Annotated in this window: 21 protein-coding genes and 2 pseudogenes; 11 read left to right on the forward strand and 12 right to left on the reverse strand. The window is 56.0% G+C overall.

The window, feature by feature from the left end:
• Positions 1–18: 18 nt before the first annotated feature.
• Complete coding sequence (locus HX830_RS13355; protein WP_177100659.1) at positions 19–1,359, reverse strand: carbohydrate porin; 1,341 nt, start codon at positions 1,357–1,359, stop codon at positions 19–21.
• A gap of 329 nt (positions 1,360–1,688) precedes the next feature.
• Here HX830_RS13355 and HX830_RS13360 point away from each other — a divergent pair, with 329 nt between their 5' ends.
• On the forward strand, positions 1,689–2,606 hold the full coding sequence (locus tag HX830_RS13360) for a LysR family transcriptional regulator (RefSeq protein WP_177100661.1): 918 nt from the start codon (positions 1,689–1,691) through the stop codon (positions 2,604–2,606).
• Between the two features lie 268 nt (positions 2,607–2,874).
• Here HX830_RS13360 and HX830_RS13365 read toward each other — a convergent pair whose 3' ends face one another.
• The 8 genes from HX830_RS13365 to HX830_RS13400 all read right to left on the reverse strand — a co-directional run bounded on the left by HX830_RS13365 (position 2,875) and on the right by HX830_RS13400 (position 11,788).
• Positions 2,875–3,789, reverse strand: a complete 915-nt coding sequence (locus HX830_RS13365; RefSeq protein WP_177100663.1) for a SphA family protein — start codon at positions 3,787–3,789, stop codon at positions 2,875–2,877.
• A 161-nt stretch (positions 3,790–3,950) separates the two neighbouring features.
• A complete protein-coding gene (mhpT, locus tag HX830_RS13370; RefSeq protein ID WP_177100665.1) occupies positions 3,951–5,177 on the reverse strand; it encodes a 3-(3-hydroxy-phenyl)propionate transporter MhpT in 1,227 nt (408 codons plus the stop codon).
• A 156-nt stretch (positions 5,178–5,333) separates the two neighbouring features.
• Positions 5,334–6,353, reverse strand: a complete 1,020-nt coding sequence (gene dmpG / locus HX830_RS13375) for a 4-hydroxy-2-oxovalerate aldolase (RefSeq protein WP_177100667.1) — start codon at positions 6,351–6,353, stop codon at positions 5,334–5,336.
• Between the two features lie 11 nt (positions 6,354–6,364).
• A complete protein-coding gene (locus HX830_RS13380) occupies positions 6,365–7,300 on the reverse strand; it encodes an acetaldehyde dehydrogenase (acetylating) (RefSeq protein WP_177100669.1) in 936 nt (311 codons plus the stop codon).
• Between the two features lie 32 nt (positions 7,301–7,332).
• A complete protein-coding gene (gene mhpD / locus HX830_RS13385) occupies positions 7,333–8,127 on the reverse strand; it encodes a 2-keto-4-pentenoate hydratase (RefSeq protein ID WP_177100671.1) in 795 nt (264 codons plus the stop codon).
• 82 nt (positions 8,128–8,209) lie between these two features.
• Complete coding sequence (locus tag HX830_RS13390; RefSeq protein WP_177100673.1) at positions 8,210–9,079, reverse strand: alpha/beta fold hydrolase; 870 nt, start codon at positions 9,077–9,079, stop codon at positions 8,210–8,212.
• A gap of 83 nt (positions 9,080–9,162) precedes the next feature.
• Positions 9,163–10,107 carry a 3-carboxyethylcatechol 2,3-dioxygenase gene (mhpB, locus tag HX830_RS13395; protein WP_177100675.1) on the reverse strand — a complete coding sequence of 315 codons (945 nt, stop codon included), beginning with the start codon at positions 10,105–10,107 and terminating at the stop codon, positions 9,163–9,165.
• A 1-nt stretch (position 10,108) separates the two neighbouring features.
• Positions 10,109–11,788: a bifunctional 3-(3-hydroxy-phenyl)propionate/3-hydroxycinnamic acid hydroxylase gene (locus HX830_RS13400; RefSeq protein ID WP_177100677.1), complete on the reverse strand. Its 1,680-nt coding sequence runs from the start codon at positions 11,786–11,788 to the stop codon at positions 10,109–10,111.
• Between the two features lie 339 nt (positions 11,789–12,127).
• Between HX830_RS13400 and HX830_RS13405 the strand changes: the two genes are divergently transcribed.
• The 5 genes from HX830_RS13405 to HX830_RS32115 all read left to right on the forward strand — a co-directional run bounded on the left by HX830_RS13405 (position 12,128) and on the right by HX830_RS32115 (position 20,496).
• Positions 12,128–12,961 carry a DNA-binding transcriptional regulator gene (locus HX830_RS13405; protein ID WP_177100678.1) on the forward strand — a complete coding sequence of 278 codons (834 nt, stop codon included), beginning with the start codon at positions 12,128–12,130 and terminating at the stop codon, positions 12,959–12,961.
• Positions 12,962–13,994: 1,033 nt separating this feature from the next.
• Complete coding sequence (locus HX830_RS13410) at positions 13,995–16,418, forward strand: TerB N-terminal domain-containing protein (protein ID WP_177100680.1); 2,424 nt, start codon at positions 13,995–13,997, stop codon at positions 16,416–16,418.
• Positions 16,415–17,710 carry an ATP-binding protein gene (locus tag HX830_RS13415; protein ID WP_177100682.1) on the forward strand — a complete coding sequence of 432 codons (1,296 nt, stop codon included), beginning with the start codon at positions 16,415–16,417 and terminating at the stop codon, positions 17,708–17,710. The genes HX830_RS13410 and HX830_RS13415 overlap by 4 nt, the downstream gene beginning before the upstream one ends.
• A 43-nt stretch (positions 17,711–17,753) precedes the next feature.
• Positions 17,754–19,925 carry a DEAD/DEAH box helicase gene (locus tag HX830_RS13420; protein ID WP_177100701.1) on the forward strand — a complete coding sequence of 724 codons (2,172 nt, stop codon included), beginning with the start codon at positions 17,754–17,756 and terminating at the stop codon, positions 19,923–19,925.
• 379 nt (positions 19,926–20,304) lie between these two features.
• Entirely contained in the window at positions 20,305–20,496 is a 192-nt protein-coding gene (locus HX830_RS32115) for a TIR domain-containing protein (protein ID WP_256350498.1), read from the forward strand.
• An 82-nt stretch (positions 20,497–20,578) separates the two neighbouring features.
• Here HX830_RS32115 and HX830_RS31900 read toward each other — a convergent pair whose 3' ends face one another.
• The gene (locus HX830_RS31900; protein ID WP_218171280.1) at positions 20,579–20,827 is read right to left on the reverse strand and encodes a hypothetical protein; all 249 of its coding nucleotides are present in this window, start codon (positions 20,825–20,827) and stop codon (positions 20,579–20,581) included.
• A 107-nt stretch (positions 20,828–20,934) separates the two neighbouring features.
• On the opposite strand from HX830_RS31900, the pseudogene HX830_RS13435 reads away from it, so the two are divergent.
• The 5 genes and pseudogenes from HX830_RS13435 to HX830_RS13455 form a co-directional block, all read left to right on the forward strand.
• Positions 20,935–21,054 (forward strand): annotated as a pseudogene (locus HX830_RS13435) (LLM class flavin-dependent oxidoreductase); the annotation flags it as partial.
• Between the two features lie 153 nt (positions 21,055–21,207).
• Positions 21,208–21,909 (forward strand): hypothetical protein, encoded by a 702-nt coding sequence (locus HX830_RS13440; RefSeq protein WP_177100685.1) that lies wholly within the window; start codon positions 21,208–21,210, stop codon positions 21,907–21,909.
• A gap of 90 nt (positions 21,910–21,999) precedes the next feature.
• Positions 22,000–22,650: a hypothetical protein gene (locus tag HX830_RS13445; protein WP_177100687.1), complete on the forward strand. Its 651-nt coding sequence runs from the start codon at positions 22,000–22,002 to the stop codon at positions 22,648–22,650.
• A gap of 46 nt (positions 22,651–22,696) precedes the next feature.
• The gene (locus tag HX830_RS13450; protein WP_177100689.1) at positions 22,697–23,332 is read left to right on the forward strand and encodes a hypothetical protein; all 636 of its coding nucleotides are present in this window, start codon (positions 22,697–22,699) and stop codon (positions 23,330–23,332) included.
• Positions 23,333–23,534: 202 nt separating this feature from the next.
• A complete protein-coding gene (locus tag HX830_RS13455) occupies positions 23,535–23,795 on the forward strand; it encodes a hypothetical protein (RefSeq protein WP_177100691.1) in 261 nt (86 codons plus the stop codon).
• Here the strand turns inward: HX830_RS13455 and HX830_RS13460 are convergent.
• Positions 23,777–24,148, reverse strand: a pseudogene (locus HX830_RS13460) (phage head morphogenesis protein); the annotation flags it as partial. The gene HX830_RS13455 and the pseudogene HX830_RS13460 sit on opposite strands and share 19 nt — an antisense overlap.
• 109 nt (positions 24,149–24,257) lie before the next feature.
• Positions 24,258–24,491: an Arm DNA-binding domain-containing protein gene (locus HX830_RS32120; protein WP_371317494.1), complete on the reverse strand. Its 234-nt coding sequence runs from the start codon at positions 24,489–24,491 to the stop codon at positions 24,258–24,260.
• Positions 24,492–24,816: the final 325 nt, after the last annotated feature.

Genomic DNA, 24,816 nt, shown 5'->3' on the forward strand with positions numbered 1-24,816 from the left:
GGTTGGGGATGCGACCTTTTAGAAAACGGTGTTGACGGTCAACCCGGCAACGAAGGCATTGTCCACCTCGTACACGCCGCCTGGGTTGGCCAGGTATTGCAGATTAGGCCGCACCATGAGCCAGTTCGTCAGTTTGAAGTCGTAGTGAATTTCGGCCGCATATTCCGCATGCTGGATTGGCCGATAGGCCGGGTTAGCATAGTCGATGAGATTGTTGGCCTGATCATACAAACGTTGGTTCTTTGTCAGTGCCGGATTGACATGCAGCTCACTGAGGCCAAAAGCGAGAGAATCCTGAGGGCGTGCATCAAACGGCCCCGCATAAATAGCCCCCACCTGAGCCTGCCAGTCAAGCGTGCTAGTGTCCTTGTCGTACCCCGAGTAGTGCGCGAACAGACTCAAACCACGTTTGGCATCACCGTCGACCGTCGTGACTTGCTGGCGTGCGTAGGCGTACCAGCCATAACGACCATCATGTACATCAGCAGGATAACCAGAGAGTTGCTTGTCGACACCGTTGTCATCCTTGAGCACATCGTTTGCATCGGCTGAGTTCCAATACCCACCAACCATATACTTGCCTGCCATCCCTTCCGCGCCCAGCGAAGGTGTCCAGCCCAGTTCCCCGACATAGGTCGTGCCTTGCCGACCCGAGGTGTTCAACTTAAAGCCATTGTTGCTATCCAGCAGCGTTGGGTTGTACTCGTACGCACCCACTTGGGCATACACCTGAGGCGTTACATTGACCTTGATCCGTCCACCCCACTGACCGACCGGCGAGTTGAACCACACAGTAGATGCGTGACCGACCAACCCACCACACATCGAGTTGTTTTGGAACACACAGCCAGTCGAGTCAAAATCACTGCCTATCGGCAAGCGACCGGCCTTGATATCGAGCACATCGTCGAAGAACTTCTGCTGATAGGCCAAAACCGTGATCCGCCATGTCTGGCCGCGTCCGTAGTTTTCTTGCACGGAGGAGCCAATCGTGCCGGTACGTGAGTCTGCCAAACGATCATTGGTCAGGTCCCGACCACTGCGTTCAGTGACCTGCAGTTGCAGATTCGCGGCGGGCAAACCCAGGATTTTCTGTAGATCAAGGGCGCCTCCGATATTGAACTGGTCGGTATAACGTGCCGTATGATCGTGATCGTAGCCACCACTGAGGTTGGCGGCGCTTTCTGACTGATAACTGAGTTGGACGTCGTAGCCCTTATCAAGTAGCGCGGTGCGAAGACCACCCCAGTCGCCGGTCATCCATTGGGAGGCTGAAGAAAACATTTCTTCATCGGCATAAGCGCTAGCACTGAAGCAGCCAATCAAAAAGCAACTACCAACAATAATTTTATGGTGCATTTATCAGCTTTCCTGAAGGTGGGGAGTCGCTAAAACAGTTAGACGCACCAGCACGCCCCACGATATTCGCAAGCTATGTTCGAAGATGTTCGACGACAATTTATTAGATCTCTATCTAAGCCGTTATCAAATTAAACGTTGATAGCAGAGCCTTCCGCTCTGAATGGCACGCACTGAAACCTGACTGACGCAGCAAAAGTAATCCACAGACAGCAATAGATCAAATAAATGACAGTTATTTGACGTATAATCCTGACAAATAAATTGAAGCAGCCATTGCGCAAAGCCGCCGGTGACAGTTGCTTCTTTGATGCTGCGTAGGAGTGTGTATGGATTTGTCCCAGGTCGATTTGAATCTGCTGGTCTCTCTGGAGATACTGCTGCAGGAACGCAACGTGACCCGCGCAGCCCAACGACTGGACGTCAGCCAACCCGCCATGTCCGCGCAATTGGGGCGACTGCGGACGTTGTTCAACGATCCCTTGCTGTTACCCGCTGAAAGTGGTCGAGGCATGACCCCCACCGCCTTGGCATTAACCTTGGCTATCCCCTTGAGCGCGGCACTCAAGGGACTGGAGAAAGTCATCAATTTTCAACCGGACTTCAACCCCTGCAAGGACAGCCGCGAATTCAACATCGCCATGAGTGACGATGCAATATTGGCAGTGGGCATAAAGCTTGTCGCGCGCCTGCAAGCGCTCGGTCCGCACAAATTACGACTGAACATCCATAGACCACAGCCTGACCATATCGCAACCGAGCTTGAACGCGGAGAAGTGGATTTGCTTATAGACCTGGATCGGATGATCCCCAGCAGCATGAAGGCCCGTACCCTGTATGAAGGAGGCTTTGTCATGGCCCAGCGTCCGGGCCATCCACGTGGTACCGCTGTTCTGGATCTGGATACCTATTGCAATCTCGACCACTTGCTGGTTTCCAGCGCATCAGGCAACGCCCAAGGCTATATGGATGAATACCTGGCCAATCAGGCGCGCCAGCGCAGGGTAGTCATGAAGCTACCGCAACTCTCACTGATCCCTAATCTGCTACGCAGCAGTGACTATGTCTGTACATTGCCGGCCATTCACTTCATTCAATTCGGCGGTGATTTAGAGCTCTACGATCTGCCTTTCGTCGGCCCCGGTTTTAGCCTGCAATTGGCTTGGCATCCGCGCAATCATTTTGATCCCGCGGTGATATGGATGCGTGACTTTATCCAGCAGGTTGCAGAGCGGCTCCAAGCTTAGGTTGATCTCCATCGAGTGTCTTATTTAATTTTCTGGCGACTTGCTCTGCGCCCTGCACTCGCTTATTGATGGGTACACTTCGCAGACCAGGCGCGGGAGTCTTCCTTACTGAAGTCATGTACTCGGTGCACGGATATCCATTCCCCGATGCGTTGCGGTAATCCCCCTGCCTGAGCCTACGCGCAGACAGGAGGAGACCTCCAGGATTAAAAGTCGGGGCTGAGATCAATCCCTTGACCGCTCCTGGCTACTTTTCGATAACCCTCTCTCAGAACGGCACCCCCAGTTTCAACCAGTAGGCATCGCCTTGCGCACGATTTCGCACGTCGGATTCCTGCTCCCATTTTGCGGTCAGGAACCAGCCTTTTTTGCTGGCGTATTTAATTGAAGGTCCAATGGCAAGTGCGTGCCCTTTGTTGCCTTCGATGGTTTCACCGTATTGCCGGTCATCCGTGGTCTGCTGATAGACGTAGCCGCCCAAACCGACTACCCAACCGTTGCCCAGACCCCAACCCACCGAGTAGTCCACATGAAACTCTTGACCTGATGTGTAATCGGTCGCGTTATTTTTCATATTGAAGTCATACATGATTTTCGCATCAGCATTCAAACCCACAGGGTCGATATACGAAAAGGCCAAGACCGGTTGGAAGTCCCAGTAGTTACGACCGATATTGGCCAGGTCACGGCGATCATATTCACCGGTCGGGGCAATCACATCGAGGGCGACGATGGCGTGCAGTTTATCGGTCAGCCGATAGCCCAGCCCCGACCCAAACGTCATATCGCCCAACCCTTGCTTGCGTTGCGACTGCCCATTGAAGTCAACCTTGAGGTCAACCAACGGCATGACGGCATGGAACGCCAGGGAGCCGCCCAGTATTTGCCGGTCGGTCACCCAGATAAAACGCGGATCAATCGAACTGGCCTGTACTCGGAAATCCACTGGCAGTTCTTCCCCGTTGTTGCCGCGCAGTGAGTCCGCATCGTAGTGGCTGGCATAAGCCATTCCGTAAAACCCTGGCGGCGGCAGGGCCCCGGTCAGGTAGTTTTCAGCCCCCATGGGGTAGCTGGACCCTCCCCCTTCAGTCGCCTGCACGTTGCACGCAAGTCCCGCCGCCAGCAGGCTCAGGCTTGCGCAGTAAAAAAGACCCCGTGTGTTGATACGTGTTGTTCTCTTCATGACTTACGACCTTTCTCTTTTTTATAATTGAATCCGGCACTGCTATCCCCCCCGGAAAACGGGCACGGCAAAGCAGTAACCAGTAGGGTTGACCAGGTTAAAAAAGGCGAACGGGGGCTCTGCCGCGTGCCGTAGGCTGCGCAGTAGAAGCGTTCAACGCTTCAGTCAGACAGTAGTTTTTTGCGTCGCACGGACAGCCAGAACGTTGCTAGTGCAGCAATCACGATGCCTGGCGCAGAGGCCAACATCACGCCGGCGGTACCGGTGCCCAGTGCGAGCATCTGGCCCGCGACCAAGGGGCCGCTCATTGCCCCCAAACGCCCCACCGCCACGGCACTGCCCACGCCGGTGGCACGTACTTCAGTGCGATAGAATTGAGGTGCAAGGGCATAAAGCACGCCCTGCCCGCCCGTGGCGAAAAAGCCGGCGACAAAACCTGCCATCAGCATGCTTTCAATCTGGCTAGACACGCCCAGAGCGGTCAGCGAAGCGAGGATCCCAAGGTAAATCAGCGCTGCTAATGCCCAGGCTGGCAGACGATCCATCAAGACGCCGAGTAGCAAGGTGCCGACCGCAGCCCCCATCTGCAGGGAAAACATCACCCAACTGGCCTGCTTGCCGGTGAAGCCTTGACCGACCAGCAAACTCGGCAGCCAGTTAATCAGGATGTAGACCACCATGAGGGTGAAGAAGTAGCTGACCCACAGCAGCAATGTCACCGTCACCGAACCGTCGCCAAACAGTCCCTGCAAGACGCTCACCCGCGCGGCGTTCCCCGGTTGCTCGGCCTGGCTTTGACGTAGGCGGAACACTGCTGATTCAGGCAAATACAGCCCGAGCAATGGCACGATTACCAGTGGCACCAGACCGCCGACATAGAACACCACCTGCCAGCCGCCCGAGAACCCGGCGATGCCAATGGTCGCAGCGAGCGCCGCGCCCAGCGGTACACCACAGTACATCATGCTGACCGCGCGGCCACGCAAGCGTGGACCGGCGACCTCGGAGGTCAGTGCAATCAGGTTCGGTAGCGCGGCGCCCAGGCCTACACCGGTCAGGCAACGGGCAGCCAACAGACTGCTGAAGTCCCAGGCGCAAACCGTCGCCAGAGAGAACAGTCCGAACAGGGCGACAGACCCCATCAGCACGCGCTTGCGGCCGACGCGATCGGCCAGCCAGCCGCCGACAAAGGCCCCCGGTAGCAACCCAAGGATGCCAGCGCTGAAGACCCAGCCCATGTGCATCTTTTCCAGGCTGAAAGCCGCCGCCATGCCCTGGGCGGCGATGCCAGAGGCTTGCAGGTCCAAACCTTCCATCAACGCCACCAGAAAGCACAAGGCAATGGTCAATACCAGTTCAAGCTGGCGCTTCGTGAGAACCTTATTCATGGCAGGGAACCCTCTGCACGTTACACCGCAGAGAGGGAGTGGAAACGCTGTAAAAGCACGGTGTCAGAAAACGTCTCATACATTTATTACCCGTTTTATTGTTATAGAGGGTATGGGTTGGCTGACCCACCACGTGGGCGGGCCAGCCAGTTTTTCTCAGCGGTTAAGCAAGTCCAACGCCACATCAACGATCATGTCTTCCTGACCACCAACCATCCGCCGTTTCCCCAGTTCGACCAGTATGTCGAGGGTCTTCAGGCCGTATCTGGCAGCAGCGATTTCCGCGTGGCGCAGGAAGCTTGAGTAGACCCCGGCATAACCCAGCGCCAGGGTCTCGCGGTCGACGCGCACTGGACGGTCCTGCAACGGGCGGACGATGTCGTCGGCGGCGTCCATTAGGGTGTAGAGGTCGGTGCCGTGGTTCCAGCCCAGACGTTCGGCGGCGGCGATGAACACTTCCAGCGGCGCGTTACCGGCACCGGCGCCCATGCCGGCAAGGCTGGCGTCAATCCGGTCGCAACCTTCCTCGACCGCGGTAATGGAGTTGGCCACGCCCAGCGACAGGTTGTGATGCGCGTGCATACCGGTTTCGGTTTCGGGCTTGAGCACTGCCTTGAACGCACGGAAGCGGTCGCGAATGTCCTGCATGTTCATGGCACCGCCAGAGTCGGCCATGTACACGCAGGTCGCGCCGTAGCTCTCCATCAACTGGGCCTGCACGGCCAACTGCGCGGCCGGGATCATATGGCTCATCATCAGGAAGCCGACGGTGTCCATGCCCAGTTCACGGGCATATTCGATGTGCTGTTTGGACACGTCCGCTTCGGTGCAATGGGTGGCGATGCGCACCACACGGGCACCGGCGTTGTAGGCGGCTTTCAGGTCATGCACGGTGCCGATGCCAGGCAGTAACAGAGTGGTGATCTTTGCGTGGCTGATGACATCGGCGGCGGCTTCGATCCACTCCAGGTCGGTGTGGGCAGCAAAGCCGTAGTTGAAGCTGGAGCCTTGCAGGCCGTCGCCATGGGCCACTTCGATGCTGTCGACCTTGGCCTTGTCCAGAGCCCGCGCGATGTCCTGGACGTTCTGGATCGAGTACTGATGACGAACCGCATGGCTACCATCGCGCAGGGTGACATCGGAGATGTACAGTTTTTTACCGGGATAGAAACTCATGGTGATTCTCCTTAGGCGTTCAACATCGACTGCGCCATGCGCTCGGCGGTGACCAAGGCAGCGGAGGTCATGATGTCGAGGTTGCCTGCATAGGCTGGCAGGTAGTGGGCGGCGCCTTCGACTTCGAGAAAGATTGAGGTCTTCAGCCCGGAGAACGTGCCCAGGCCAGGAATTTTCAGCGCTGCCGACTCAGGGATGACGTCGAACTGCACCTTCTGTTTAAGGCGATAGCCCGGCACATAAGCGTGCACCGCGGCCGCCATCTCTTCGATGGAGGCCTCGATCTCAGCCTGGTCGGCGGCTTCGGACAGCACAAACACCGTGTCGCGCATCATCAATGGTGGTTCGGCCGGGTTCATCACGATGATCGCCTTACCCTTGCTCGCGTCGCCGATCACTTCGATGGCTTTCGAGGTGGTTTCGGTGAACTCATCGATGTTGGCGCGGGTGCCAGGACCCGCCGATTTGCTGGCGATGGAAGCGACGATCTCAGCGTAATGCACCTTGGCCACCCGCGACACGGCGGCGACCATCGGAATGGTCGCCTGGCCACCGCAGGTGACCATGTTGACGTTCAACGAGTGGAGGTTTTGCTCCAAGTTGACCACCGGTACGCAGTACGGACCGATGGCCGCCGGGGTCAGATCGATCAGGCGGATCCCCGGTTTGATCGAACGCAGGAACGCGTCGTTCTTCACATGGGCGCCGGCCGAGGTGGCATCGAAAACGAAATCGATGTCCTTGAACACGTCCATGCGAGTCAGCCCTTGCACCCCTTCATGGGTTATGGCCACGCCCATGCGCTGGGCGCGGGCCAAGCCATCGGAGGTCGGGTCGATGCCGACCATGACCGCCATTTCCAGGTGCTTGGCGTTGCGCAGGATTTTGATCATCAAATCGGTGCCGATATTGCCGGAACCGATGATGGCGACTTTCAGTTTTTTCATAATGTGTACCTCATATGCACGTAAGTCGCCGATCACGCGGCACTGAACTCGACAGCGACCTGACCGATGCCTTCAATCACCGCCTCGAAACGGTCGCCGGCACCGACAGATACCATGGGGCCAAGGGCGCCAGTCAGGATGATGTCGCCTGCCTTGAGCGGCTCCCCCAGACGCGCCATGGTGCGGGCCAACCAGACCGCCGCATTGAGTGGATGACCCAAGCATTCGGCACCACTGCCACTGGATACTTCTTCACCGTTGCGGGTCATGCGCATGCTCGCCAAACGCAGGTCGAGCCCCTCCAGGCGCCGAGACGGACCACCCAGCACGAAACACCCACTGGAGGCGTTGTCGGCGACGGTATCGACGAAGCGAATGTTCCAGCCCTGCACTCGGCTGCCAACAATTTCCAGCGCTGGAAGTACCCACCCTGTGGCCGCCAGTACATCGGCAAAGCTGGTGTCTATACGGGGCAGATCATGTTCGAGGATCAAGGCAATTTCGGCCTCGATCTTCGGCTGCAATACGCTGTTCACCGGCACAACCTGGTTGTCGCCGTAGCACATGTCGGCAAACAAGGTGCCAAAGTCCGGCTGATCCACGCCCAACTGCCGCTGGACCTTCGGGTTGGTCAGGCCGATCTTGCGGCCAACCACACGACGCCCGTTGGCAACGGCATGGGCGACGTTGAGGCGTTGGATGGTGTAAGCAGCGTCGCCGTTGCCTTCACCAATCTGTTCACGCAGCGGCTCAATCGCTTCACCGCATGCCTCGGCCTGGCGCAAGGCGCGGGCCATTTGTTCAAGAGACTCTTGGGTCACACTCATCACTCACCTGGGGGGTTGCACACGGCTCCCGCATAGACCTGCGCCCTGTCAGCAAGGCGTGGAAAATCATTGCGCAACGGGTTCAGTGGCTCAGGAAATCCAGCACCATGCGGTTGAACGCGTCGGCGTGCTCCCACTGCGCCCAATGCCCGCAGCGGCTGAACACATGCAGTTGCGCGTTCGGCAATCCGGCAATCAGACGCAGCCCCGTGTCCATAGGTACGAAGCGGTCGTCACGGCCCCAAATGACCAGAGTCTGCGCAGAGATTTCGCCGAGGCGCGGACTGAAGTCGGGGAATTGCTTGGGATTGGCTTTCAAGCTCGCGACGAAGTTCTCCAGGTGATCGCGCCTCGACAACATGTTGTCGAGGCGGGTCTGGAAAAGCTCCTCGGTCAAGCTACCGGCGTCATAGATAAAGACATTCATCATCTTTTTCAGGTTTTCAATGGTCGGTTCGCGATACAGACCTTGCAGCAGCTTGATGCCCTCTGTCGGCATGGGTGTGAACGCACTTGGGCCGCCCGTGCCACCGCCCATCAGCACCAGCTTGCCGACGCGCTGCGGATTGGTCAGGGCAAAGGCGACCGCGCTGTGCCCTCCCATCGAGTTGCCAAGGATATGGACGCGCTCCAGGCCGAGCACGTCGAGCAACCCCTTCAGGGCGCGGGCGTTAAGATCAGAACGTGAGCCTGAGCAGACAATCGGGTCGCTCTTGCTCCAGCCTGGGCAGTCCATCAGGATCACGCGATAACCGGCTTCAGTCAGCGATTCGATGTTGCGATTGAAGTTTGCCCAGCCGCTAGCGCCTGGTCCGGAACCGTGCAGCATCACGACCGTCTCGGTGCCCTGTCCGGCATCGTTGTAATGCAGCTGAAGGTCAAGTTCGCCTTCTGTGATGCGGGCGAACTTGCTCGTGGCGGCCTCGGTCAGTAGGTGAGTCGTTGCGGTCATCTCATGCTTCCTTTAATCCAGGTTATAGAGCACTGCGGTCAGGCTTTGGACATACGCAGCGAGCCGTTGTGTGTACTCAAGACTCAGCTCGACGGCTGGGCACTGAGCGCACCAAAGCCGGCGATCCACTCGGGTATCGGGCGGTAATAGCGGTCGCTGGCCTGGTACGGGCCATACGCCGAGAGCGCGGCGAAAGCTGCCACCCAGGTTTTCACTTCATGGGCGGATTTGCCGGCAAGTGCCGATAGCTCGGCATTACCCAGGACATCGAGCTCGCTCAGGCGACCGTCGGCCAGAATGTCGAGAAACCACTGATCCCACTCCGGATTGAGTGGATGCAGCGAGCTCTGGTCCTCAGTGAAGCGCTGGGCCGCGAGGACGACCCGCTGCTGACGTGCTTCACGTTCATCGGCAGGCAGGTTGCGACCGCTGCCCATCATCCGGTCGGCCATGCGCGCGTCCACCTTGGCCAGTTCCGGTACGGGCGGCTGGTGCGACAAACCACCGGAGCCGAGAAACAGGACCCGTTTGTTCAGCGTTCTGGCAAAGCCGCCGATGGCCTCGCCGAGCATACGGGCGCGCTGGAAGGTCGGCAGCGGGACGGCCACGGAGTTGATGAACACAGGAATCACCGGGCATTGATCGAGACCACCCAGCAGCAATTCAAGCGGCTGGGCAAAGCCGTGGTCGACCTGCATGCAATAAGAAATGGCAACATCGACGCCCGCCTCGAGCACTGCTGCAGCACAGCTCTCAGCCAGCTTTTTCGGCACTGCGAGCCTACCGGCCGCTGTGCCGAAGTCACCGATGGCCTGCGCCGCCATGCCAATGCAGAACGACGGCATCACGTCATAGAAAAATCCGTTGTAATGGTCTGGCGCGAACAAAATGACCAACTCAGGATCGAATGTGGCGATTCGTGCACGGGCGTCATCGACATTACAACCGACCTCGGCCAATACCGCAGGCGCCGGGTCGACAAAGCCCACTAGCGGGCTGTGAGACATGCAGTGAAGGTAGGCACTCATCTCAAGCCACCTTGTTCGCGGAGCAGACTTCGGGCACTTGCGGCGTGGCCGACAGTGCGTTGGCCAGTGCGTCACAAACACTGCCCAGCGTTTGCGGGATAGCCAACCCAGCCAGGAAACGATCCGGGCGGACTACCGCGATAGATGCCGGGTAACGGCCGAACCATTCCTTGAGACGTCCGCTGCTGTCGCCGATGCGGATCACGTCTTCGCTGACTTCGCGCTTGGCTTGCAGTTGGACGCTTGGCAATACCTGAATGAAATGGGTACCCAGATTGCGCCAGAAGATGATCTGCGCAGGGCTCAAGCCCCATGTGGGATTGCTGCCCCAGGCGATGATCGCAAAGTTGCTGCCAATGACTTCATCCAGCAGTACGTCTTGACCGGCATCGGTCAGCACTTTTGGCTGAATGAACATGCGCCCCACCGGCGAGTTTTTTATGTCTGGACCGGCGGCCACCAGGACGCCAGCGGAGTACTGCGGCATTGGTTTAAAACGCATTTCCAGGAAGTAGCGCTTGACCGGCGGCAAGTAGTTCATTAACCAGGAAATGCCATCACGCAGCGTGCCCTGCCAACGCTTGGGCGGTGCGAGCACCTGTCCGGCCAACACCGACAGGTCGATCATCGCTTTGGCATGGTCGCGACGTTCCTGCTCATAGGTATCAAGCAATGCGGCACTGGCCAGGCCTTTGATCACCAGGGCCATTTTCCAGGCCAGGTTGCAGGCATCACGCATGCCGCTGTTGTAACCCTGCCCTTGCCACACCGGCATGATGTGTGCGGCGTCTCCGGCCAACATGACACGCTCGACGCGGAACTTGCCGGCCAGGCGCGCGTTATGGGTGTATACCCGACTGCGGATCAGCTCAACTCGATCCGGGTCCGGCAGGACTTTAGCCAGCAGGCGGCGCATGTTCTGCGGCTTACTCAATTCGGCTTCAGTCTCTCCGGGCATGACCATGAACTCGAAGCGACGCACGCCATGGGGCAACGCAGCGGAAACATAGGGACGAACCGGGTCGCAGCAGAGGTAGACATTCGGCGTGCCTAACGGGTCGTTGGCGATGTCGACAACAATCCATTGGTTCGGTGCGGTCTTGCCGTCGAAAGACACGCCCAGAGCACGGCGTATATAGCTGTTTCCCCCGTCACAGGCGATCAGGTAATCAGCACGGACTGTTTCTTTGACGCCACTGGGCGCGTCAATGCGCAAAGTCACGCCGGTGGCATCCTGACTGAGGTCGTCCACATCACGGGAGAACAAGGTCCGCACGTTATCAAAGCGCTTGAGCCCGTCGAACAGCACGGCATCGACCTGCGGCTGAATAAACGCATTGCGCCGCGACCAGCCGAACTCATCGGTCATCGGTTGAATATCGGCAAAGCAACGCCCCTTGGAGGTCAGAAACCGCATGGCGTGCCAAGGCGTGGTGTGTGGCAATACCTGGTCGACCAGCCCGATCGCCTGAATCGTGCGCAAGGATTCATCATCGATACCAATGGCACGCGGGTAGTCGATTAACTTGTCGAGCTTCTCAATGACCAGTACATCGATGCCGACCTGGCCGAGATAGTTGGCAATTGCCAAACCTACCGGGCCGGAACCGATCACGACAACCTGGGCAGAATGGTCGGTTGACGAGGCATTTTTTGAAGCGTTTGAATCCAATATTTTCATTATTCTCACCGCTTGAAACAGTGCTGCAACTGCCGACCTGAGCGTTTTTCAGGCAAGCAGAGCCTCACCCCTTGGCACGTAATGCACAGGGGAATTGTTTGGTTTTTTAGAGGGTTAGGTCGACCCGCCTAGCGGCGCCAGAGGTTGTAATGCCGTTTGGCCAACAGGCTTTTGACCGCGGTAGAGGTGTAAGCTTGGCTCATGGTTAATCTCCCGATTTAAGGGCATTTGTAATTATTGGGGCCAGTATAGGGATGCCCATTATCGTCCTACAATGAAAAACAGCCTGCATGAGCACTAAGTGCACATCATTGATTTATATAGGTTTATTTAATAATTATGGCATCTGCATCCGATACTGAATATAAGACCGTGCGTGGCCTGACCCGAGGTCTGCAGTTGCTCAACACGCTGAATCGCCTCGATGGCGGTGCCAGTACAGCACGGCTGGCCGAGCTCACCGGTCTGCATCGAACGACCGTTCGGCGCCTGCTCGAAACACTGCAGGATGAGGGGTACGTGCGCCGTAGCGAATCGGACGATAGCTATCGCCTGAGCCTGAAAGTGCGCGAGCTGAGCGAAGGTTTTCGCGACGAACAATGGATCTGCGGGTTGGCCGCTCCGCTGCTTGCCGAGCTGATGCAGGAAGTGGTTTGGCCGACTGACTTGTGCACCCTGGACGTGGACGCCATGGTGGTACGCGAAACCACTCACCGCTTCAGTCGTTTGTCCTTTCACCGCTCCATGGTTGGGCGCCGCCTGCCGGTATTGCTGACCGCCACGGGGCTTGCTTACCTGGCGTTCTGCCCCGACGTGGAGCGTGAGCGAATCATTGAATTACTCGCCAGCCGCAATGACGAAGAAAGCCGCTTGGCACACGACGCAGAAGCGCTCGACAACCTGCTGCGCAAAACCCGCCATCGCGGCTATGGCGAAAACTTCATGGGATGGAACAAGGAGGAAAGAATCGCCTCGATTGCTGTCCCCATTCACGGAGAACAACGGATACTCGGCTGTCTCAATTTGGTGTATGTAGCGAAGGCGATGACCATCGAGCAGGCGGTCGCGCGCTATTTGCCGGCATTGCGCCGGGCAGCTGAAAAAATTGAGCATGGCGTTCTGGAACGACGTTCTGATGAGGCCAGCACTGACCATTCAGAGCCTTTGGTGTAGCCGGTGATGCCGCCCATGGGGATAACAAGGGCGGCGGCTGGCGATATCGCTAACGGTCTGCGGGCTGCCACAAATACGTGCTTATCTAAGGGTAATTTACGGATAAGGGCCGAGGGGCATGCGCTTTTGCTTGCCCAGTCAGTAGTAGCGGCCCGTGGCGCGAGCCTGCCGAACAGCCGTATCTGAAAGTGCCATAGTGAGCTCCTGAACAGAGTCAGGCCTGGATGCTCACCTCGCTACCGATACCGCTCCCAGCGACAAACCGACCGAGTTCGAGTCCGCTTTTTGGACTCGAATGTACAACCCAGAGTACCGGCTCAATTCAAGACTTAAATCGGTTGGCTGCTACTGGATTCCGGTGGTTTTCGCTGGAATGAAAAAAGGACCCGAAGGTCCTTTTTTCAATCGCTTGCAGAATTCAGTGGAAGTCTACAGCGCTATATTTGGAGCGGGAAACGAGACTCGCATCTGGCGTCCTACCCATTGAAATCTAAGGATTTTCTTTTATTGCCGAAGTAGGAAAAGACTCAATTTTGGACTTGTTTTTTGGGGGGGTTCAAGAGCAAAAAATGGGTAATTCTAAGCAAGGCTATTGGATTCTCCCCATAGCCAATGGACGGACGATCATCAAGCTGGCGGTGTCTGCGCAGGATCAACAGGAGATGAGTCCCCACCTAAAAAACGTCCCAACCTCCCCCACACACCAGTCAACTCACAAGAATGGCAGTCACCTTCTCCCCCGCACAGATTCGTAAAGAATAGAACTGAACTTAATCAAGCCTGCATCGCGGGAACGAGTGGTCGACGGCCTCAGGCTAGCAAAATAATCCGCGAACCAAGGCAGGACCTTGAATGAGTTCGAGTCTCCATGTGGGTCATAACTGAATATCAACCATGGTGAGCAGTTGTGACACTCATCTGAGGGATGATTAATTTTTCCGACCACTCGCTCTGTTTACCCCATGGCTCAGGCCTCGAAATTGTCGGATACTGCCATTGCGCCAGCACCCATCTTTCAAGGTTGAAATGACTCATGGCAAGGAAGAAGGCAAAAAACTCCAGTGGCACCGGCATCCTGATTCTTTTTGCACTGGCCTTCGGTGCAGTCGCTACGATCCCAAAGAATGCCTGGATCGCCATTGGTGTCATAGCTTGCATCGGCGCGACTCTATGGTTGCTGGCACATCGCGCAAAGCGACAGCGCGATCAAATCACAACATCAGTTTCAGAGACAACTCGCCTGCAGCAGCCACAAGGCACAGGACTGACGTTCTCTATGCGTGAGGTTTCAACGAGCAACATGGATGCTGAGGAAACCTCCGAATTCTATACCGTCCAACTCGGCTCGCTCCCCACCACCTCCTTTAAAATTCCAGGTGCAGGTTCACAGAAGTCTGATGCTCGCTGGGTCCCAGCAGGCGAAGCTGTCATTGTTTCTGGTTTTTCTCTTCCCGGCGGTATGTTCTATGTCGGAAGTACGCTAGGTGGCCGACACGACGCGCAAGAGCCCTCGCTGATCAACCCAAAGCTCCGGATAGCCAGGACATACGTCGATATTGAAGAACGGCTGATGTCTTACTGGCCAAGTTTTCACTCCATCACACCAGAGGCTCGACGCGGGTATCTACAATGGCTGGAGAGTGGGCGCAGTAATCCGATGGCGGACACGGGTTACGTCTTTTTGTTTTTCTATGGATTGGAACGTCGGGTATTTGTTGATGCCGTAAACGATCCCAAGGCGAATTCAGAGCGTCCATTGATAGTCGAAGAAATCCAACGCCTACTGAATATCTATGGGGACAATCGGTCGTTCAGGGGCTATGCAGAGGGCTTTCTGGATTATCTGAGCAACACTATTGTTGACCCAAACCTCTACCTCAGCCCACCTCCCATAGTTGCTGCTTGCAACGACGAAATGCCGCTGCCGCTACGCATAGGCTTGGGCCAACACGCCTCCAACAAACGTCCACTGAATGCCGATTGGGCGTTGGCATGGGCGCTAGCCGACCCCAACATCGGTAAACGCACCCCCGTGACGCGCTGCAAGGAAGTCTTCTCAACACTGTTCAAGCTCAAATACGCAAGCCTCCATCCTAAGGGGCTGATCCTGGCGCAGAACAAGACCAAGCTTAAGACCAGCTACCGCCCGGCATCTGCGGTGTTAAAGGCACCCATGCTTAATCTGGGTGATCTTCCTGACGTCACGGCAACCTCAGGAACACGTAAAAACTTGCAACTGCTTGTCGAGCTATGCACCAGCGAGCTTGAGCCCTACAGCCGTTATTTGGGACGAAACCCTGAAAGCGCAGAAGCCCTTGAAGGCCTTCTACAACTGCCGGTCACCCTATGGCCCGCGACGGCCCGTACAGAGTTGGACGAGCTGCAATCCAAGATCGGCGACGATTTGATTGTCATGAGCTTTGGTGAACTCGCGGGCCGGTTCAAGAGTGCCGGTACTGTGTCTCGCGACAAGGTACTCGCGCTTGCACGCGCTCTGGAGTCGCTTCATATCGGTATGGAGCCCGACGTGCTAACCGGCAGCAGGACACCCAAAGCTGAAGACCGAATAGCATTGTTCGTGACCCAGCCCGAAGACGGCTCACTCCGGGCTTCTGCGGCATATAACGCAGCATCAGTAACTCTTGATCTGGCCAGTGCAGTAGCATCTGCCGATGGTGACACCTCCAATGAGGAGGTCACGCTGCTTGCTCAGTACATCGACTCATGGAGTCACCTGAGCGTTGCCCATCGCAAGCGTCTCAAGGCGCATTTGCAAATCCAGCTCCAGCAACCACCAACACTCGCAAGCTTGAAGAAAAAGCTCGATCCGCTGAGCGTCGAAGCAAAGCGTACAATCGCTAGCTTCCTGGCTCACCTGGCACAAGCCGATGGCACCGTCAGTCCGTCAGAGGTGAAGCTTCTTGAGCGAGTTTATAAGGCGTTGCAACTGGATAGTCAGCTGCTTTATAGCGACCTTCACGGAGCTGCATCCGGAGCGAGCATGGCGCACGTTAAGCCAGCAACCAGTTCTCCCCAATCCGAACCTGGCGCACAGGTCTCTGCAACTGCGAAGCAAGGCTTCGTGCTCGATCATGAGCGGATTGCACAACTGCAACGAGAGACGGCCGAGGTCTCCGCCCTTCTTGCCCAGGTATTCACAGATGATCAGATCGAGGAGGCCGAGCAACCCGTTGAAAATACAGAATCGGCTCCGGAGTCAAGGGCAGACGTTGCGGGCCTCGACTTGGAGCATTCTGCATTCCTTCGTTTGTTGATCTCACGTCCTGAGTGGAGCCGTTCCGAACTTGAAGCCGCCGCCAGCGACATGGATCTGATGCTCGATGGTGCCTTGGAACAAATCAACGACATGGCCTTTGAACGTTTCGACATGCCAGTCACTGAGGGTGATGACCCCGTCGAGATCAATACAAACATTCTGGAAGAGTTAGCCCTATGAGCACTATCAGAGCCAAGGATCGCGACGCGGTCATTCAATCGCTACGCGCTGGCGTTGTTCCTCGCGTCGGCCAACACTTGATTCAGGTGGGCCGAGTGGGCGAACTCGACGCACTGATCAAGGACGTCAGTCGTTTAGTCGAAAGTGGCTCAGCCTTCCGGGTTGTTATTGGTGAGTACGGTGCAGGAAAGACGTTCTTTCTGAATTTGGTTCGAGCCATCGCTATGGAGCGAAAACTCGTGACCATGCATGCAGATTTGAACCCTGATCGCAGACTGCATGCCACGGGGGGACAGGCACGCTCGCTTTACTCCGAGCTGGCCAAAAACATGTCGACACGCACAAAGCCTGACGGTGGGGCCATGCAAGGCATTGTTGAGAAATTCATCTCCCAAGCCAAAACTGAAGCAAAAGCAGCAGGCACTGACAGCGAGACTGTCATCCGTACTCACTTGGCCGAGTTGACCGAGATGGTCAACGGGTATGATTTTGCGGAGGTGATTGCAGCCTATTGCCGAGGTTTCGACGAGGGCAACGAGCAACTCAAGGCCGACGCCATTCGTTGGTTGCGTGGCGAGTTCACCACCAAGACTGATGCCAGAGCGGCCTTGGGAGTGCGAACCATCATCGATGATGCTTCTGTCTACGATCAGCTTAAGCTGCTTTCCAGATTCGTCAGACTCGCTGGGTTCGGAGGTCTGATGATCTGCCTTGACGAACTGGTTAACCTCTACAAGCTGGCGAATACGCAGGCTCGTAATGCCAACTACGAGCAGATTCTCCGTATCCTCAATGACTCCTTGCAGGGGTCGTCCGAGGGGCTTGGTTTCGTATTGGGCGGCACGCCCGAGTTTTTGATGGACACTCGTCGAGGTCTGTTCAGCTACCCTGCCCTGCAATCGCGACTGGCCGAGAACTCGTTTGCCAAATCCGGGCTCGTGGATCTTTCGGGCCCTGTCATCCGCCTCACCAGCCTGACCCCAGAAGACTTCTATGTGCTGCTTCAGAAGCTTCGTCATGTATACGCTGGCGGTGATGCTGAAAAGTACTTACTGCCTGACGAGGCGCTCCCACTGTTCATGGCGCATTGTAATCAGCGCTTGGGGGAAGCCTACTTCCGTACGCCGCGTACCACGATCACAGCATTCATCAATCTGTTGGCCATCCTGGAGCAAAACCCGGGTGCCGATTGGCGGACGATGCTTGGAGCTGTCGAGGTCGCCAAGGACTCGGGCGGCGAAGAAGATACGAAAGTCGATGCGGACGATGAACTTGCCACCTTCACACTCTGAGTCATCGGGTTTCGACCAGCTAGAGTCCCGAATCCAGCGATGGATTTGGGCTGAAGGCTGGACTTCCTTGCGCGACGCCCAGGAATGGGCTGTGCCTGTTCTGGTGGATGCCGATCAGGATGTCATCATCGCCGCAGCTACAGCAGCGGGGAAAACCGAGGCCGCCTTCCTTCCCATACTGACGAATTTGCTTAACGACGATGACCCGCCTGGCGCTGTATTGTATATCAGCCCCCTCAAGGCCTTAATCAACGATCAATGGGACAGGTTAAGCCGCCTCTGTGAGCAGCTTGAGATTCCCGTAGTAGCTTGGCACGGGGACATTTCATCAAGCAAAAAACACCGTTTCCTAAAGTCGTCTGAGGGGGTGCTGTTGATCACCCCTGAGTCCCTTGAAGCACTATTCGTCAACCGAGGTTCAAGTCTCGGCGGGGTATTCAAGCACCTGCGCTATATCGTCGTGGACGAACTGCATGCGTTCATCGGTAGCGAACGAGGCAAACAACTTCAGTCACTGATGCATCGGGTAGAACTTGTCGCCGGGCACCGTCTCCCTAGGGTCGGGCTGTCAGCGACACTCGGTGATATGAAGATGGCGTCGGAATTTTTGCGTCCTGGAAATGCCGATGGGGTTACCATCATTGAGTCAAAAAACTCCAACCAGACACTTCAGGTGCAAGTTCGCGGTTACATCCAGCCGCCAATGAGCGGGCTCAAAAAAAAGCCCGCCGAGCGCTCTGATCAGGAGGAAAATGAAGACGAGACGGAAAACGAGGCAAGCCCTGACTTCGCGATTGCTGATCATCTATACAAGGTGTTACGCGGCAGTAATAACCTGATTTTCCCGAACAGTCGGGCTCAGGTTGAATGGTACGCAGACCAACTGCGTCGCCGCTGTGAGAAAGATGGCGTGCCCAACGAATTCTGGCCTCATCACGGCAGCCTTTCAAAGGATCTACGGGAGCAAGCTGAGCGTGCGCTCAAGGCGGGCAACCAGGCAGCATCGGCGATTTGCACCACGACGCTTGAGCTCGGAATAGACATCGGCAATATCAAGACGGTAGTTCAGATTGGTGCCCCTCCATCGGTAGCGAGTCTGCGACAGCGTTTAGGGCGTTCGGGCAGACGCCCAGGAGAAAATGCGACACTCCGCGTTTACTGCAAAGAATCACCACTCACAGATGGGTCTAGCCTATCGGATCAGTTGCGCCAAGGGCTGGTCCAGACCATTGCCATGGTTCGACTGCTGGCCAGGGGGTGGTTTGAGCCTCCCAGGGCTCAGGGCATTCACGCGTCCACCCTTGTTCAACAATGCCTTTCCGTCATCGCCCAGTGCGGCGGCGCATCTGCTGCAGATCTCTGGAAAAGCTTGATTGCTGAGGGAGCATTTCCAAAGGTTGAGAAGCCAGACTTTGTGAAGCTGCTCAAGTATCTGGGGGAGCATGAACTCATTGTTCAGGACAGCTCAGGGTTGCTACTTCCTGGGACGGTTGGAGAGCGACTGATCAACCACTATGAGTTCTACAGCGCATTCACCAGCGATGAAGAATTCCGCTTGGTGTGTGATGGAAAAGCACTCGGTTCAGTCCCCGTAAGCCGCCCGTTGACCAAGGATCAACGCATCATCTTTGGAGGCCGGAGATGGCAGGTGCGTGATGTTGATCTCCAGGCCAAGGTCATTATTGTTTCAGCCGCACGCGGTGGTGCCCCTCCTCAGTTCGATGGTTTGGGCGCTATGGTGCATGACACTGTGCGCGAAGAGATGCGCGCAGTCCTGGCAGACACGGCCGCTTGCCCGTTTATCGATCGCGGCGCTCAAGCGTTACTCGATGAAGCTCGAAAGACATTTGTCTCATTGGGTCTTGGCGAGCGTTACCTCATCGAGTCGAGCGGAAAATGTTATTTGATCAGTTGGCTAGGTGATTACGCCAATGATGCGCTACGCCTGCTGCTCAATCATGTGGGCCTTTCTTGTGATAACTCGGGCCTTGCTATAGAGATCGACGCGAACATCGATCAGGCAAAAGCCGCACTCAAGGCCGTGGGCAGTTTGGACCCAAGCGATCTCGATTCGACTCTCGCAGATGTGGAGAACATGCTGCGCGAAAAATGGGATTGGGCGTTGCCAGAGCCGTTGCTTATGAAGTCTTTCGCCTCAATCTCACTCGATATTTCTACCGCAGTATTTTTTGCCCAGAGACAGTCGGCGAGCTGAATTTAAGCTAGTTGAGGCCTATTGGATTGGCGGACCAGCACAATACAAGCGCTTGATCATTACGTATCACTCTGAAGGAGCAGCGATGTCTTTTGCGAAACGTTCGACCGTTGTAGTGCAGGACCGCCTAGCCATGCGCCATCAACGTGTGGCCTTGGCCCGAGAAGGCCGCCATGGCGTCCAAGTGATGACTTTTGAGCAGTTGGCGGTTCGACTGGCAGGTGGATTCACCTGCCCGATAGACGACGAAAGCCTGCGAGCTGCCATTCAAATGGCCCTATGCCGTTGCACACTGGATCCAAACCCTATGTTCAGGTAGGTTTACGCGATCACCTTGTCTTCAGCGCCCCGCAACCACCTTCCCTTAAGGAGCTACACGATGGCAAGAAATGTGTTTTTCAGCTTCCATTTCAAAAATGATTTTTGGCGCACTCAGCAGGTCAGAAATATCGGCACCCTTGAACCCACCCTTGTCGGCCGCGTCTTCGAAACCGTCGACCTAGAGACCGCGGGCGACACCTTTCACACCGGCAGTGGTGACGAGGAGATAGCACGTGTCGGGGTCGTCTAGATGCTGAAGCGCCTTGCGGCGGCCGCCGGGCTTGTCGGAACCGTGCTTTAGTAGCTTTACGAAATCGTCGATCGACCAGGGCTCACCTGTGTTGCGCTTGACCTGCACCACGAGCTTGTATGCGCCGGAGATCATCGGGCTGCATCCGCCCCGGAACGTCGGGCGCAAGATCGGCCTCGAGATCCTCCTCGTTGGCATGCTCAAGCACCAGGCGCGTGGCGGCCTTGGAGATGAGCAGCAATTGGAAGGCGGCGAGAATCGAAACATTGAGCTGATAGTCAAAACCAAGCTGCGCAGCGGCCGCGCCGCGTATCGAACCAGTCGAACTCATTTGCCGTGTGACCCCATTCCGTTTCGTCCAACCAGAGTCGCTTCGAATGCTCAATACGTGGCAGTCGAGATCAAGGTCAAGCAAAACGCCCGGCAAGGAAGGCCGCGTACAACCAGGAACTGGGCGTCGATGAATTCAGTTTCTGGTGCGACAACAGCCTGCCCCACGCAGAGAAGAAAAAATCTCTGGAGCTGTTTATCAAACAGGTAGTGCCGGCGTCTCGCTGAGACGCTGCAAAACTGCGTTCGTCCTCATGGCGAACGCAAGCTCCGTAGCTTCAGAAAGCCCTTCGGGGTAGCAGTTTTTCTCGTCGACTCGTTCTATGATGTCTGCCGGTTGATCAACCTTGCGCCACCTCTCGGACCTGATACGGAGATCTCATGTCCTTCGTTCCCGCCTTTACCGATTTTCTACTGACTCATCTGCAACAAGAAGAACGCAAACGCATCCTCAAATCAATCGTCGTCACCGTAGCGCCGGAGCTGTGGCTGAGCCTGGAGTCGGCAGCACTGCTGGACATCCATCGTGATCGGTTCGGTCTCGGTGGCCAGTTGGATGATTGTGAAGAGTTCAAGCCGGACAGTGCCCTGCCTGACCGCATCAACGTTCCCCGTTGGCTGATCGCCGCCGAACGGCGCAAGGTGGATATCTGGGTCGAAGACAGCTATGGCGAAACACCGTCGAAAGCTATCGAGTTCAAGATCGTTCACAACAACAAAAACGCTTACGACAAAATCAAGGGCATTCGTAAGGACCTGATCAAGCCCATTCCCTCGACTAAGCCCAACGAAATCATCGAGCGCTGGGGCATCGTACTGCTGGTCTACTCACGCTTTTACCAGGACCAGCAGGGTGGCTACAGCTATGGGAAATTCGCGACCTGTGAAGAGTTCCTAAACACTTTCAGCGAAAGCCTGAGCGATAGCGCATTCCGATACGCAACGGCTATCCAGCTTGAACTGGCCATGGCACCAACCCTGGTGACCGATCTGTGCGACGCCAACTACATCGTTCCTGGGAAAGGTGCGGGGGTGTATCTGGCACTGGTCAAACCCAAACAGCCCACACTCGCTTCGCTGTAACCATGCTGGCGGCACCAAATTCAGCGCCGCTCTTACCCCCTATCGATTGCTTCTCGACACTCAAAGTGAGATCACATGCCAGGCATTGCCATGGATACCATTGCCGAACTCAAGCAAAGAATCGCTCGGTTCAACCCTGTCTACGTGCAGCACTGGAGCGACTGGCTGAACACCCCGAATCAGCGCCGCCCTCATGAACTGAAACTGACACTAGGCCGTTGGCAAGCCTGCCGGGGCAATCCCATGAGGCAGCTTGCAACCACAGGTGCGACGGTTCACCCCGCCCCTTATATAGATGATCTTTTTGCTCAGGCACTGCCCTATGCTCAGATCCTGAGTGGGTTCGACATGGCCAACCCGGGCTCCTTCAACCCGCAATCCATTTATGCCCTGCATGAGCTGTGGAATAACTTCGAAAGATTGTCCTATGAGCGCAACAACCCGGCTCGCAAGAGAAAGGCTCCACGCCACGGGCTAGCCGGAGTAGTCGGAATTTCCAAGGCAATCATGCTGGTCACCAATGGCCGCGTCGGCCCCGCTTTTGACTCAAAAGTCCGCAATGGTTTGCAACTCAAAGGCAAGATTGAAAGTGCTGGAGACTGGATCAGCGCCTTGCGCGCAGCCTCGAAAGACATCAACACCTTTGAAAAAAATAATAAAACCACCTTACAAATTGCCTCCGGGCTCGACCTTCCTGCCGGACGTATCCACGACATGGCTTTGGGACCGAAGAAATTCTGATGAGCGCTACTTTTTTCAACCATTTTTCGCAAGAGAGCAGTGCAGCATGGATGAATTTTTCAACTCTTTAACTGGCCTGATCAGTAGCGGCGTCACCATTGCCGGTTTGTCCGCATGGCTGGGCAATTTTTGGAGGGACCGGATCAATTCGAAAGAGAAGGCCCGCAACGAGATTTTTATAGAGCAGCTCAAAACCGAACACGCTCGTCAGACACAAAGCCTTGAGCATGAATTACAAATCGAACGTCACGCGGTGCAACTGGGCCATGCCAAGCTGATCGAGAAAAGAGCTATGTTCATCGACGAATGCTACAAGCTGCTCGTCGATCTTCACGAAGCGATATACGACACTATCCGCCCGGATTATTTCGGAAGGAAACGACCGTCAATCCAACAGGCCTATGAAATTGCATTGCCCAAATTCGATGCCTTTGTTGAAAGCTACGAAAAAAACAAAATCTATTTCTCAAGGAAGACCTCAGAAAAGGTCTCCAGCTTTTATGTCGCAGCGGCAAAGACATTGGATCAGTCCAGAGTAGCCATGCGTTCAGGCGAGTCACTGGGACAAGGAGAAACGCCTAACTTGCAAAAACTGTTCGAGAAAGTGGAATACGAAATGCATGAGGCCAGAAAGGCTGTCGAACAGGATTTCAGACAGCTCATGTACGTTCAGGAAAACTGATGCAGGTCGGATCTGACGAGCCGCTGAAACGCTAGGTCAGGCTAATCCCAGCAGGAACCGTCGGCTGAGCTCGGATCCAGGGCATCCAGTTGGAATTTCAGCATTGGTTGTCTCCCAGAGATGTAGGTGCAGATCTTGCCTGGGGTAGTGAATTTGGAGCGGGGGTTATGGCTGGACTTTAATTCCGAGGGAGATAAGCTCGATGGACTTCAAACCCCATAAGGAAAGCGAAATGCCCGTGACGCCTAACAACACGATTGTCGTGCTGTGCTTTGTTGCTTTTGCGCCCTACTGCGTCGCCATGATCCGACGGCATCAGAAACCAACAGCGATGATGTTGCTGTGCGTTATGTCAATCGGAGCCCTGATCGGTCTTGGCTCCTTGCCGATTGCAGCAACGGTCTGGGCTCTGGCTCTGTACTGGGCATTCACGTCAAAGCTTGTTCATAGTCCTGCTCGCTGAAAGGCCAGCGGCTCAAGAGCTTTCATTTGCGCCAGGGTCAGAGGCGAGAGGTTGCGATCAAGCTGTAGCTGGGAGAAGCGCTCTATGCTTAGGCCGCCCTCGCGGAACAACTTGGCGCGCTTAGAACCAATAGCCTTGTCTTGGAACGCCGCAGGCTGCTGCTTGAGCCAGTCGTAATAGCTGAGGTCCGCTCTCACCTGCTGCGGGCCATCGTCACCAATGGAGGCGCGCGTGGCACCCTCGGCAAACAGCTTGCTGAAGCGGGTAACTGCTACCACCATTGAGCAGCAGTTGATATGGATCGGCGGCCTTGGCCCCTCGGTCAGCTTGAACCGTTGCTTGTCGAGTGTCCTACCTCGACGATGGCATACCGGAAAGTTGATTTAACCAGGTTCGGCGCTTCTCCCCCGCCGCCAGCGCCCCCCCTTTAGCGCATCCTCAGACTCAACGCTTCGAATCACGTCAATACTGAAAGACCACTTCCGAGGTATTTTCCGAGGCCTGGCGTAGGGCATTGCGCTCCTGTCGTCGATGGGCCCGCGGATCAATGCCCCTGGAGATCAGACCCCTGGCAACATCACGCAGAACGCGAGCATATCGCAAGCTAATTTCAGGATAGGTGCCGAGAGAAATACGAGGTTGCTTATCCGCCCAGGAAAAGCGGAAGTGCCAGCACTTGGCGTCTCTCGTATTCACGAAAAGAGCTAGGCCGTCTAGTCAGGAAGGGTGTAGTCCTTGGCACGAGGTGTGGTGTGTCGGACCGCGATATCGGTGAGAGCCATCGTACAATCTCCGTCTCGTTTGGATGGAGAAGATTTGTACCGTTCCCGATGAGTTAAGTACCGCAAAAAAGTGATCCACCAAGCGCCAGATTAATTTACTAAAAAATCGTGGTTGCTAGTACCTTGAGAGTAAGCGTCCGGCCAATTCACCTTTCGAACTCCAGCATTGAGGGCGATAGTGGGCCAGTGACCACCCTGAGCGCTGAACTGCAACATACTAGGCTCTGTACGAAAACCTT

The organism is Pseudomonas gingeri, assembly GCF_013385425.1.
GTDB lineage: Bacteria > Pseudomonadota > Gammaproteobacteria > Pseudomonadales > Pseudomonadaceae > Aquipseudomonas > Aquipseudomonas gingeri_D.